Origin of the sequence: Catelliglobosispora koreensis DSM 44566, assembly GCF_000379685.1 — a bacterium.
Lineage (GTDB): Bacteria > Actinomycetota > Actinomycetes > Mycobacteriales > Micromonosporaceae > Catelliglobosispora > Catelliglobosispora koreensis.
This window is the reverse complement of record NZ_KB903293.1, coordinates 1-12,881: the sequence shown is the minus strand read 5'-3', so window position 1 is coordinate 12,881 and position 12,881 is coordinate 1. Positions and strand designations below refer to the sequence as shown.

The 12,881-nt window shown below is 64.8% G+C and carries 10 protein-coding genes; 7 read left to right on the top strand and 3 right to left on the bottom strand.

The features are described from left to right. Nucleotides 1–17: 17 nt before the first annotated feature. Together A3E1_RS0136015 and A3E1_RS0136010 are read right to left on the bottom strand one after the other, a co-directional pair. Nucleotides 18–1,325 (bottom strand): TldD/PmbA family protein, encoded by a 1,308-nt coding sequence (locus A3E1_RS0136015; RefSeq protein WP_020525690.1) that lies wholly within the window; start codon nt 1,323–1,325, stop codon nt 18–20. Further along, nucleotides 1,322–2,758 (bottom strand): TldD/PmbA family protein, encoded by a 1,437-nt coding sequence (locus A3E1_RS0136010; protein WP_020525689.1) that lies wholly within the window; start codon nt 2,756–2,758, stop codon nt 1,322–1,324. Before A3E1_RS0136010 ends, A3E1_RS0136015 begins: the two co-directional genes overlap by 4 nt. A gap of 340 nt (nt 2,759–3,098) precedes the next feature. Here A3E1_RS0136010 and A3E1_RS0136005 point away from each other — a divergent pair, with 340 nt between their 5' ends. The 5 genes from A3E1_RS0136005 (at nt 3,099) to A3E1_RS0135985 (ending at nt 9,185) form a co-directional block, all read left to right on the top strand. After that, nucleotides 3,099–4,139, top strand: a complete 1,041-nt coding sequence (locus A3E1_RS0136005; RefSeq protein ID WP_020525688.1) for an ABC transporter permease — start codon at nt 3,099–3,101, stop codon at nt 4,137–4,139. Between the two features lie 93 nt (nt 4,140–4,232). Continuing rightward, nucleotides 4,233–5,984 (top strand): ABC transporter substrate-binding protein, encoded by a 1,752-nt coding sequence (locus tag A3E1_RS43905; protein ID WP_020525687.1) that lies wholly within the window; start codon nt 4,233–4,235, stop codon nt 5,982–5,984. A gap of 98 nt (nt 5,985–6,082) precedes the next feature. Further along, nucleotides 6,083–7,093, top strand: a complete 1,011-nt coding sequence (locus tag A3E1_RS0135995) for an ABC transporter permease (protein WP_020525686.1) — start codon at nt 6,083–6,085, stop codon at nt 7,091–7,093. 2 nt (nt 7,094–7,095) lie between these two features. Then, on the top strand, nt 7,096–8,148 hold the full coding sequence (locus A3E1_RS0135990; protein ID WP_020525685.1) for an ABC transporter ATP-binding protein: 1,053 nt from the start codon (nt 7,096–7,098) through the stop codon (nt 8,146–8,148). Then, on the top strand, nt 8,145–9,185 hold the full coding sequence (locus A3E1_RS0135985) for an ABC transporter ATP-binding protein (RefSeq protein WP_020525684.1): 1,041 nt from the start codon (nt 8,145–8,147) through the stop codon (nt 9,183–9,185). The genes A3E1_RS0135990 and A3E1_RS0135985 overlap by 4 nt, the downstream gene beginning before the upstream one ends. Before the next feature lie 7 nt (nt 9,186–9,192). On the opposite strand, the gene A3E1_RS43900 is transcribed toward A3E1_RS0135985, so the two are convergent. Then, on the bottom strand, nt 9,193–10,896 hold the full coding sequence (locus A3E1_RS43900; protein ID WP_051105257.1) for a S9 family peptidase: 1,704 nt from the start codon (nt 10,894–10,896) through the stop codon (nt 9,193–9,195). Between the two features lie 59 nt (nt 10,897–10,955). On the opposite strand from A3E1_RS43900, the gene mshB reads away from it, so the two are divergent. Continuing rightward, entirely contained in the window at nt 10,956–11,804 is an 849-nt protein-coding gene (mshB, locus tag A3E1_RS0135975; protein WP_020525683.1) for an N-acetyl-1-D-myo-inositol-2-amino-2-deoxy-alpha-D-glucopyranoside deacetylase, read from the top strand. Continuing rightward, nucleotides 11,791–12,195: a hypothetical protein gene (locus A3E1_RS43895; RefSeq protein ID WP_157631960.1), complete on the top strand. Its 405-nt coding sequence runs from the start codon at nt 11,791–11,793 to the stop codon at nt 12,193–12,195. Before mshB ends, A3E1_RS43895 begins: the two co-directional genes overlap by 14 nt. Nucleotides 12,196–12,881: the final 686 nt, after the last annotated feature.

Below are 12,881 nucleotides of genomic sequence, written 5' to 3'. Positions count from 1 at the left end.
CGCCGGGGGAGTTTTTCCTAGCCGCTCGCCCCACCCGTGAAGTTCCAGGAAGCGAGGCGCAGCGCGACCGGCGCTGAGTTAACAAGGTCGCGGCGATTTGGTTGCGGCACGACTTCGCTGCCCACGGCAAGCACCTGACCCGGTGCCAGCGCCTGGGCGTAGCCCTGGGTGAACCGCAGATTCCGCACGGCCCGCACGACTTTGCCGTTCTCGATCAGCCATACGCCGTTGCGGGTCAGGCCCGTGATGACGAGTGTCTTGGGGTCGAGCACGCGCGTGTACCAGAAGTCGGTCACGAGCAGCCCGCGTTCCACATTGGCCACCATGTCGTCAACGGAACCCGTGCCGGGCAGGAAGGCCGGGTTCAGGGGCATCGGGCCGAACACGCCCTCCTCGCCGAGGCTGTGACCGGTGGAAGCCACGCCAGCCTGCGCCGCTGTACGCCGGTCGTGCGCGATCGCCTTGGTGACGCCCTTGTCCACGAGGGTCAGCCGCGTGCGCGGAGTGCCTTCGGGGTCGTAGGGGCGGCCCGCGAAGAACGGGTCGTCAACGATGCTGATCGAACTGTCGAACTGCGTGGCACCCGGCTCGGCGAAGGATCGCCCGTCAGCGAAGAACCGCCCGTTGAAGCTGTACATCGCGAGCGCGTGCAGGATGTCCGCGGTCGCTTCCGGCATGAGCACGACCTCGTAACGTCCGGGCTCAAGCTCCACCGGATCGGCCAGTGAACGCACCGAGGCCGCGACCCGCTCGCCCATCGCCGTGCCATCCACATCGGACAGCCGTGCGGACGCTCGCCTGGCCACGGCGTCTGCCCCGTTCAGGCGGGCGATGCCGTCGAAAGCGGCGTCAGTGGCGGCCGCGTCGAGGGACTGGCCAGCCGTGCTGCGATACGACCCCGTCCAGTGCGCGGACCGGCAATACCCAGCTGTCTCCAGCCCCTTCGCCGCCTCCACGAAGTCGCGCACGATCGACGCGCGTTCATCCGGCGTGGCGTTAGCGGTGGCGTCGTCCACTACCGACTCGGCCACGAGCGGACTGGGTGCCGTCAGCCCCGGCCACGCCGGGTCGAGCGGTGCCACAGCCAGCGCGGCTTTCGTGCGCTCAGCCAGCGACTCCAGATCGACGGTCGTCGTGGTCACGCTTACCGTCCGGCCGGCGTGGTTGGCTCGTACCCCCAAGGTCGTGGTTTGTTCTGCCACGTTCTGGTGGATGAACGAGTTGGCGAACCGGGTTAGGGCCGAGTCGCGGTATTCCACGCGCACCTCGACGTCAGCGCCCGGCAGAGCCTTGGCCATAGCTTGCAGAACCTGATCTGCGTTCATGAACGGACTCCTACCCGGACGTTCTGGAAGCGGGCTGGCGCGGCGGGGTGGCCCGTGTGCCCGGTCTGACTTGGCTGGCCTTTGCCACAGTTCGGCGTGCCCCAGTTGATGATCTCGCTGGACAGCATGTCCATGGAGCTCCAGAACTTCGGGCCGATGCCGGTATAGGTGGGGTTGCGGACCATCCGGCCGAGCTTGCCGTTCTTGACCTCGTAGCCGATCTCGCACCCGAACTGGAAGTTCAGCCGCTTGTCGTCAATGGACCAGGAGCGGTTGTTTTCCATGAAGACGCCATCGTCGGTGCTCGCGATGATCTCTTCGAGCGTGTGCGGGCCGGGCTCCAGGCCGACGTTGGTCATCCGGACCATGGGCAGGCGGGCCCAGCCGTCGGAGCGCACACTGCCGCCGTAGTCGAGCCCTGCGCGTGCCGCCGAGTCGCGGCCAGCCAGGACACCCTTCCAGATTCCATTTTGGACGGCGTAACGGCGTTGTGCCGGGGTGCCCTCGTCGTCGAAGCCGAAGCTGCCGAGCGCTCCGGGGATCGCGGGATCGATGATGATGTTCATCAGTTCCGAGCCGTATTTCAGGCTGCCGAGCTGGTTCAAGTCCAGCCAGGAGGTTCCCGCGAACGCGGCTTCCCAGCCGAGGATGCGATCGAGCTCGATGGCGTGACCGACCGATTCGTGAATCTGCAAGCACATTTGCTCACCGCCCAGGATCAGCGTCGTCTCGCCCGACGGGCAGAGCGGTGCGGTGAGCAGCGCACGCGACTCCTCCGCGACGCGCGGCGCGTGTGCCAGCAGGTCCAGGTCGTGCACGAGCTCCCAGCCGCGGGTGCCGTATTGCCCACGAGCGGCGGGGTAGGACCGGCGCTGGGACTCGCCGTTGCCGATGCTGGTGGCGGTGATGCCGGCCCCGGTCTCACGGATGTGCTGGTCGATGCGGTGACCTTCGCTGGACGCGAACCATTTTGTGGTGTCCCAGATCTGGTACTGCGCTTCGGCGAGGGTGGCGCCGTGCTCAAGGATCAGCTTGCTGGCGTGCGTGAGCAGATCACCCTTTTCGGACAGAGCTACGCCAATCGGGTCGATGACACAGTCGCTCTGCCACGAGGCCGTGTTGACCTGCGTAGGAATAAGGTCAAGAGCCGGACCGGGGACGCGAGCGCTGGCTTTCGCGATCTCAGCGGCGCGCGTTCCAGCCTGTCGTGCTCCCGCTTCCGACAGTGTTGGTACCGCGAAGAAGCCCCAGCTGGATCCGACGAGTGCCCGGACACCGAGCCCGGCGGATTCGTCCGAGGCGAGTTCCTCCACTTCGCCATTACGCGCATTCATGGATTCATATCGCCTGTGCATAACGCGGGCGTCGGCATAACGCGCCCCTGCGTCAAGCGCGGCCGAAATAGCCGTCTCGGCGAGGCCGAAGTAAGTCATGAATCCTGACCTTAGCCCCTTTCGCATCAGCGGAAGAGACGGAATTCGGCTAGCCGATCATCTGGGTAAATCCGCAGTTCGGCGGGCTCTGGGCGACCGAAAGTTGAGTTTCACAAGGCGTTATCCAAACGAAACAATCTTTCGCTGAACCCTGATTCAGCACTCAGGCGTCTTCGTTATTGGGTCACGGTTCCGGCTCGTGCCCTGTTTGTTACCGAACCGATGTTGAGTGTCCTTCACGACAGCAGGAATCCGCACTACGTTTTCGAGGACGCCTGGGGCTGTACATCCTCAGTGCGTTTGGCTGCCACCGAAGGACCGATGAGGAAGCGAGGCGCGAATGAGCGATTTTGTGCCGCGGCAGACGGACTCTGCCACGGATGTGCTCGAGGTCGCCCCTATTGAAGAGACCGCCAAGGCGCCGAAGGCGATCGTTGGCAAGTCCCCCGGACAGCTCGCCTGGTTCCGGTTGAAGCAAGACCGGACCGCTCGCAGCACGATCTGGGTGCTCGGTTTCTTCGTGTTCATCGCCGTTTTCGCCGACGTGATCGAGTGGATTTACGGCATCGGGCCCACTGTGAACAGCCCGGACCTGCTGGACACCACGGGCCAGCCGCTGGGTTACCTCGGCGGCATCGACTTCACCACGGATAACCCCTCCGGGCACATCCACATCCTCGGTGTCATGCCGGCCACCGGGTGGGATGTGTTCATGCAGTTCGTCTATGGCGCGAGAACCTCACTGATCATCGCGCTGCTGGCAACGGTCATCTCCGTGATCATCGGCATCTTCATCGGCACCCTCGCCGGCTACTTCGGTGGATGGATCGACCAGGCGCTGTCGTGGTTCACCGACTACATGCTGGCGTTCCCCTTCGTGCTGATGGCGATCGCGGTCATCCCGATCCTCAACACGCGTCTCGAAGACGAAACCGGATATGTCACCGTCTATGAGCGCGTGGCGACCATCATCGTCGTCTTCTCCCTCTTCGGCTGGATGTACACCGCCCGCCTCGTGCGCGGTCAGGTGATCTCGCTACGCGAACGTGAATATGTCGAAGCCGCGCGCGCCGCTGGCGCCAACTCCTGGCACATCATGTTCCGGCAGATCCTGCCCAACCTTTGGGCGCCGATCCTGGTGACCTTCTCTCTGTCGCTGCCGGCGACGGTGACCGCCGAAGCGGCCCTGTCCTTCCTCGGCATCGGCGTGCAGCAGCCGACGCCCGACTGGGGCCGGATGATCAACGACAGCCTGCTCTACATGCGATCCGACTTCATGTACCTGGTGATCCCCGGTGTTTCCATCTGGGCCCTGGTGCTTTCGTTCAACCTGTTCAGCGACGCCCTGCGCGACGCACTCGATCCGAAGTCGTCGCGGTAACCCGAAAGCCGCGACCGAAGGATCCCAAAGATGTCCCGGTGCTCACCTCTCCAAAACCGTGAGGGCCCGGGCAAAAAAGGAAGGAGAACCCCCGTGCGAAAGACCGTCAAGGCATTAGCCTTGGGCGCTATCGCCACCAGCCTGGTCCTCACGGCCGCCTGTTCGGCCAACAAAGGTACGGACCAGGAAAAGGACACGGCCAAAGAGCAGAACTTTATCGTCGACTACAAGGGTGACGTTAAGGGACCGCGTGCTGAGGTTGCCGGAGCTAAGACCGGTGGCACCATCACGATTCTGAAGGCCGCCTGCTTCGAGCACCTCGACCCGCAGCAGATCTACGTCTCTGACGCCTTGTCCTACGGCCCGCTGGTGCACCGTTCGCTGACCGGTTACGTCGAGACGGGTGTCGAGGGCGAGCCGATGAAGCTCGTTGGCGACCTCGCGACCAACGCGGGTACCACGACGGACAACGGCAAGACCTGGACCTACACCCTGCGTGACAACATCAAGTTCGAAGACGGCACCGCGATCACGTCCAAGGACGTCGCTTACGGTATCGCCCGTTCCTTCGGCCAGTTTGGTGTTCAGGGCCCGCAGTTCCTGCAGGCCGCGCTTGACGCCAAGTTCGGCGCCGAGGGTGGCTACGCCGGACCGTCGACCGGCGACCTGAAGGTCCCCGGTGTGACCACGCCGGATGACAAGACCATCAAGTTCGAGTTCGCCACCCCGCAGGTCGCGCTTCCTTACTGGCTCGCCTTCCCGACCAGCACCCCGGTGCCGGCCGCCAAGGACACCAAGGAGAAGTACGACTTCGAGTTCGTCTCGTCCGGCCCGTACAAGCGTGCCGAGCTCGTTCCGGACACCCGGATCGTGTTCGAGAAGAACCCGGCGTGGGACCCCAACTCGGACCCGATCCGCAAGCAGTACGTTGACAAGTTCGTCTTCGACTGCACCACCGACGCCAAGACCCAGACGGACCGCATGTCGGCCGCCAACGGTCCTGACGCCGCCGCCATCATGACCGGTAACGTTCCCCCGGACCAGATCCCGGTCGTCAAGGGCAACGCCGAGCTCATGAAGCGCGTTGGTTCGGCTCCGAACCAGTACGTGTACTACCTCAACATCAACACCACCCGCGTCACCGACGTGGACGTCCGCCGCGCGCTGAACTACGCGTTCGACCGTGACGCCTACCTCAAGGCCGTCGGTGGTTACGACATCGCCAACCCGGCTTCGACGATCACCTCGCCAGTTAACCCGGCTTACCTTGAGTTCGACGCTTACCCGTCGAAGTCGGACAACCACGGTGACATTGACAAGGCGATGAAGCTGCTCGAAGGCAAGACCGTTCCCACGCTGACGCTCTGCACCGCGAACACCGCTGTCAACCAGAAGGTTGCCGCTGTGCTCCAGGAGTCGTTCAAGCGCGCGAACATCACCGTTACGCCGAAGTTCATCCCGTCTGGTGACTACTACACGACCGTTGGCCGCAAGGGCATCGACTGTGACCTGATCACCTCCGCATGGGGCCAGGACTGGGCCGACGGGCAGTCGGTTCTGGGTGTGCTGATGGATGGCGCTCAGATCAAGGCCGAGGGCAACAACAACTACTCGTACTTCAACGACGCAGCTGTTGTGGCCAAGCTCAAGGAACTGCGTGAGATGGCAGACCGTGGCGCCGCTCAGAAGGGCTACGGCGAGCTGGAGAAGCAGATCATGGAGCAGCACGCTCCGCTGATCCCGCTCCGCTACGGCCGCACGTTCGGCATCTACGGTCCGAACGTGGGCAACACCTTCCTCAACCAGTTCAGCCAGTTCGACCTGCTCGCCGCCTACGTCAAGTAGTTAGCAGCACGTCTAGATAACCGGGGCGGGCAGCTCCCTTGCTGCCCGCCCCGACCTAGCACGCTCCAGCTGCCGGCATCCCCCGGAAGGCAACATCCATGTTTCGGTTTCTCATCAAACGGGTCCTCCTTGGCGTGTCGACCCTTTTCGCAATCTCCGTCACGGTGTTTGCGCTGTTTTTCATGGGTCCGGCTGACCCGGCGGCATCGATGTGTGGCACCAAGCAGTGCACTCCGGTGCAGCATGAGCGGATCACCACATTCCTGGAGCTCGACAGGCCGCCGCACGAGCAGTACGCCTCTTACATGCGCGGGATCTTTGTCGGCCGCACGATCGGAGGCGACTCGCCTGACGCGATCGAGTGCCCGGCGCCCTGCCTAGGCATCAACTTCCGAACGTATGAGCAGGTCAGCACGGTTATCGGCCGGACCATGCCCATCACGTTCAGCATCGTCCTCGGCGGTGCCGTCTTGTACGTCCTTATAGGTACTGGCCTCGGCATGCTCTCCGCGATCAAACGCGGATCGATCTTTGACCGCATCGCCTCCGGTACCGCCCTGACCTTCGCGTCGACTCAGATCTTCTTCATCGGCTCGGTGCTGCTGCTCGTCTTCGTGTACCAGACGGACCTCTTACCGCTGCCGAAATATGTGCCCTTCACCGAAAGCCCACTGGGCTGGCTGGGCGGCATGATCGTGCCGTGGATCGCGCTGGGGCTCATCAACTCGGCCCAATACGCGCGGCTCTCCAGAGCTCAAATGATCGAGACGCTGAGTGAAGACTTCGTGCGTACCGCACGGGCCAAGGGTCTTGCTATCGCGCCGATCTACTTCCGGCACGCGCTGCGGGCCGCAGTCACGCCCATCGTCACCATCGCCGGTCTGGACATCGGCGGCCAGCTAGGTGGTGTCGCGATCACCGAGACAACCTTTAGCCTCAACGGCATGGGACGCACGGCAGTCAGGGCGATCGACGAGGCCAACCTGCCAGTCGTGATGGGAATCGTGTTGTTCAGCGCGATGTTCCTCGTGCTCAGCACCATCATCGTGGACATCCTGTACTCGGTGATCGACCCGCGCGTCAAGCTCGGCACGAGTGGGGGTCACTGAGCATGAGCACTGCGAATAACCCATACCTCCAGGTCAGCAACCTCCGGGTCAAGTTCGAAACGCACGACGGCACGGTCAAAGCCGTTGATGGCGTGACGTTCTCGGTGGAGAAGGGCAAGACCCTCGGCATCGTGGGTGAGTCGGGCTCTGGAAAGAGCGTGACGAGCCTGGCCATCATGGGCTTGCACAATCCAAAGTCGACCCTGCTGCAGGGCGAGATCCTGGTTGACGGCCGCAACGTGGTCGGGATGCCTGACGACAAGCTGCGTCTGCTGCGTGGCCGCGACATGGCAATGATCTTCCAGGACCCGCTGACGGCGTTGCACCCCTTCTACACGATCGGCCGCCAGCTCGTGGAGGCCTATCGGGTGCACCACAAGGTGACCAAGGCTGTCGCTAAGAAGCGGGCGATCGAGATGCTCGACCGCGTCGGCATTCCGCAGCCACAGCGCCGGTTCGGCCAGTACCCGCACGAGTTCTCGGGCGGCATGCGGCAGCGCGCGATGATCGCTATGTCGCTGATCAATGACCCGAACCTGCTGATCGCTGACGAGCCGACGACCGCGCTGGACGTGACGGTGCAGGCACAGATCCTGGACCTGCTCAACGACCTGCAGCGCGAGTTCCACTCGGCGGTCATCCTGATCACGCACGACCTCGGTGTGGTTAGCCAGGTCGCCGACGACGTCCTGGTGATGTACGGCGGCCGCGTGGCCGAGTACGGCACCGCGCAACAGGTCATGAAGCTGCCGCAGCACCCGTACACGTGGGGTCTGCTCGCGAGCATGCCGTCGTTGCGTGGTGACCCAGAGGCCGACCTGCTGCCGATCAAGGGCAACCCGCCGAGCTTGCTCAACGTGCCGCCCGGCTGTGTGTTCCACCCGCGTTGCCGTTACGCCATGCTCAAGGGCGGCCCGTGTGACCGTGAGGTCCCGGAGCTGCTTCAGCTGCGGACAGTTGACGAGCCGGGGCACACCGTGGCTTGTCACTTGCCGGAGCGGCAGCGGATCGAGACGTACCAAGAAGAAATCTCGTCGGTTGGAGTGGCGCAATGACCGAGACGGTAGATGCGGTCCAGCTCGACACGGGCTGGAAGGCAGCCCAGGGCGAGCCGCTGCTCAAGGTGGAGAACCTCATCAAGCACTTCCCGGTGCGTGGCGGCATGTTCGGCAGCAAGCAGCATGTGCGGGCTGTTGACGGCGTGTCCTTTGAGGTCCGTCCAGGTGAGACGCTCGGTCTGGTGGGCGAGTCTGGCTGTGGCAAGTCCACAACGGGCCGCATGCTGGTGCGTTTGCTGGAGCCCACGAGCGGGAAGATCACGTTCGAGGGTCAGGACATCACGCACGCCCGGCGCGGTCAGCTGCAGCGGCTGCGGTCCGACATGCAGATCATCTTCCAGGACCCGTATTCGTCGCTGAACCCGCGGCACACCGTCGGAACGATCGTCGGCATGCCGTTGAAGGTCAACAACATCAACCCGCCCGGCGGGGTGAAGAAGCGGGTCCAGGAGCTGCTGGAGCTGGTGGGTCTCAACCCTGAGCACTACAACCGGTTCCCGCACGAGTTCTCTGGCGGCCAGCGGCAGCGTATCGGTATCGCCCGGTCGCTCGCCCTTCGCCCGAAGATCATCGTGGCTGACGAGCCGGTGTCCGCTTTGGACGTGTCGATTCAGGCTCAGGTCATCAACCTGCTGCGGGACTTGCAGCGCGACCTGAACCTGGCGTTCGTCTTCATCGCGCACGACCTGGCTGTGGTGCGGCACTTCTCGCAGCGGGTCGCGGTCATGTACCTCGGCAAGATTGTTGAGATCGGCCCACGTGAGCAGATCTACAACCGTCCGGCGCACCCTTACACCAAGGCGCTGTTGTCGGCTGTTCCTGACGCGACGCGCCTGGGCGAGTCGGTTGGCCGGATCCGGTTGCAGGGCGACGTTCCGACGCCGATTAACCCGCCGAGCGGCTGCCGCTTCCGCACCCGGTGCTGGAAGGCGCAGGACATCTGTGCCACCCAGGAACCGGCGCTGAGCGTCAAGGAAACCGGTTCGCTGGCCGCGTGTCACTTCCCGGAGAACGCCGTTCTCATCGAGAACTAGAACAACTTCATGAGGTGAAGCGGTCGCGCAGGAATGCCAGCGCGGCCGCTTCGTCCATGGTGGACAGTTCCAGGACGGAAGACGGAATCACGCCGGGTTCGTGGCGGGCGTAGACCTCAGACTCAAGGTCGCGTGGGCCCAGGTAACGCTCGGCGACGGGTGACGGGACGTTAGCCCAATCCCACGCGTCGACCGCTATCGCCGCGTTAACGGCATCGGGACGGCGTGTCACGAGCATGGTGGCGAGCCAGCCGCCATAGGCGGAGCCGACGGCGGCGACGCGCCCAAGGTCGAGGTCAGAGTGCTTGTCCGCCAAGGCCCGCAGCGCGTCGACCTGATCCGACAGGGCAAGGTCAGCCAGCCGCCGATGGGTCACCTTTTCGAAGCTGGGGGAGATGCCCATCGACCCGCGGCCATCGGCGAGCACGACCGCGAAGCCTTCCGCGGCAAGGCGGCGGGCTTGAGTGAACGCCGCGTGGTCGGCCCGCACCTGCTGCACCGCCGGGTCGGGCGGGAGCATGAGGATGACAGGCAGCCGCCGCCCGAAAACGTGACCAGGCGGATAGAGCACCGCGGCGGGCAGGCGACGGTCGGTGACACGATCGATGCCGGGCGGTGGAACCGTTGCGGCGACAGGCACGTGACCGGTCAGTTCGGTGACCACATCGCCGTCGTGCATGACTGTCCACTGTGTCGTGTCGTGTGCCCACGAGCGGAATCCACTCACGATGGTGTCGGCCGCACAGGCCGCCGTGTGCCACCCCGGCGCGGTCGTCAGCTTGTGCACGACCATCGCGCCGCTTGAGGCGCCCCGCACCCGGAACAGATGCTGTTCGGCTGGCTCACCGTCACTGCCTTCGACCAACAGTTCGCCGAGTTCACCTCCGGCGGCGCGAGGGCCTAACCGGCCCACGACGCGGCGAACGTAGAGCGACGGTGGCGTGAGCAAGGTGCCGTCAGCGAACAGGCACCGTGCGTCGTAGCCGTCGTGCGCTATCTCTCCGCCCACGAGCACGCGGCCGTCGGGGAGATGACGTGGCGTACCAAGAATCGGGTTAACCCAGCGCGGATCGGCGAGTTCGGCGTGGACCTGGGTTTCCCCAGTCCGGCGATCGACGGCCAACACGAGCCCGTGTGATTGTGAGCGCCGCAAGACGGTGATGAGCGGACTGCCTTCCGACCACGAGACGATCCCGACATAGGGGTAGATCTCGCGGTCCCAGTGCACGTCGACCCAGCCGCCGTCGAGGTCGAGCAGGTGAAGGGACACCGAGGATCCCTGAACCCGGGACGCGAGAACCGTTTCCCCGTCGGGGGACCACCAAAAGCCGCGGTCCCGCCCGAAGTACGGCCCGGCTTCGTCGATGCACCCCCAGCACACACCGTCTTCCTCACCGGCGAGGAGGACGTCGGCACCTGAGTCGAGAACAACCCGCAGCGTCCCGTCCGCCAGGTAGGCCAGCCGGTTGCCCGTGGGGTCGGGCGCCGCGGCCAGCACCGGTGCCGGAGTCGGCAGTGGCTTGCCGTTGTGAAACAGCGCGCCGTCACTAATCCAGGCGATATTTCGCCCGGTCCGGTCGAGTCCGTAGTCGTCGACGCCTTCGGCTAGCGTGCTGACCTCACCGGTCGCCACCTCGCATAGGCGCAGCACTCCGCTGGAAAGATGCAGCACCCGCATCCCGTCAGCGCTGACCGAGACTTCGAACCCCATGAACGGGATGCTATGCGCCAGCCCGGGGTGCTCGTGGCGGAACCCGATAGAGTGGCCGGATGGCTCGCAGCATCCTCTTTGTACATGCGCATCCCGATGACGAATCGATCGGAACCGGGGCGACCATGGCGCACTACGCCGCCGCGGGCGCAAAGGTGACGCTGGTGACGTGCACACTCGGCGAAGAGGGCGAGATTCACGTGCCTGCTCTGGCTCAACTGGAGGCGGCCCAGGCCGACCAGCTCGGCGGTTACCGGCTCACAGAGCTCGCGAAGGCGTGTGCCTCGCTGGGCGTGACCGATCACCGGTTCCTCGGCGGGGCGGGCCGTTATCGCGACTCCGGGATGATGGGCACGGCCGCCAACGAGAATGAGCGCTGCTTCTGGAAGGCCGATCTCGACGAGGCGGCAGGTCACCTGGTCGAGATCATGCGGGAAGTCAAGCCGCAGGTCGTCGTGACCTATGACCCCAACGGCTTCTACGGCCACCCTGACCACATTCAGGCTCACCGCGTCGCGATGCGTGCCGCTGAACTGGCCGGCCCGGACGCCCCTTCCAAGATCTACTGGACGGCGATGCCGCTGAGCGTCCTGAAGGCGGGCATCGAAGCCTTCGCTGGCTCGGAGAACAACCCGTTCGCCGGGATCGAAAACGCCGATGACTTCCCGTTCGGCACCCCTGATGACGAAGTCAGCGCCTGCATCGACGGCTCTGACCACCACGAGGCGAAGGTCGGCGCGCTCAAAGCCCACGCGACCCAGATCCCGGAAAACTCTTGGCTCTACTCGATCGCCGGCAACTTCGGTGCCGAATTCATGGGCGTCGAGCACTTCATCCTCGCCGTGGGCGAGAAGGGTCCGGCCAACGGCCCCAACGGCTGGGAAGATGATCTTTTTGCGGGTCTTTGATCGGCTGCTGCGCGTGCTCGGCGGCATTCTCGCGGTTCTCATGGGTGCCCTCAGCGCCCTTCTCGAGGCCGTCTACACCCCGTGGCTCTGGTTCGTCCCAGCGATCGCGGCGGTCCTCATGAACCTGTTCCTCTACTGGTTCACCCGCGAAACCGTTGGCACCACTTGGTCCTGGTCCCTCGCGGCCATCCCCTGGCTCATCGTCATGATCGCCGCCGTCGCGCCGACGTCCGAGGGTGATCAGCTCGCCAACTCCATCCCGGGCCTGCTCACCTTCGGCGCTGGAGCCCTGACGTTCTTCGCCGTCATCGCCTTCCGCCCCTTGCCACCCCGCCGCCCACGCACCTTTGCCCAGCCGCCGCTTCAGGCCCGCGAGAACCAGCCGCTCTAACCCCCTAATCACCATTTCCGATGTCCGCCGTAGTGGCGACCGTCCCTCCCGCGAGGCCCTCCAGGTCCGCGCATCCCAGGCCCGCCTTGCGCCGCGCAACTCCCGCTTCCTTGCGCGGCTCCTGCTTCCGCACGCGGCTCCTGCATCCCCGCGCTGCCGCGCCTTTCCCATGCGGTTCCCGCTTCCGCGTGCGGCTTCTTCTTTCCCGCGCGGTTCCCGCTTCCGCACGCGGCTCTTGCTTTCCCGCGCGGTTCCCGCTTCCGCACGCGGCTCTTGCTTTCCCGCGCTGCCGCGCCTTTCCCGCGCAGCTCCGCTTCCCCGCGCAGCTCCCGCTTTCCGCCGGGTTCCCGCTTCCCAGCGCAGCTCCTGCTTCCGCGTGCGGCTTCTGCTTTCCCGCCGGGTTCCCGCTTCCGCGTGCGACTCCCGCTTCCTGGCGTTCCTCGCGCGGCTCCCGCCGTTTCGGGCGGAAGCGGTTGATGAACATGGTCGTGATCGACATCCACAATGCAGATCCACATCCCCTCAGACGTGATCCAAAGGCGCTTTGATCACGTCTCAAGGGATGTGGATCAATGAGAAGGCGGGAGGCGGATGAGAAGGGGGGAAGCGGATGAGAAGGGGCGCGAGGCGGATCGGAAGCGGGCGGGAAGCGGATGGGGAGGGGAATGGGGTGGAAGGACGGCGGG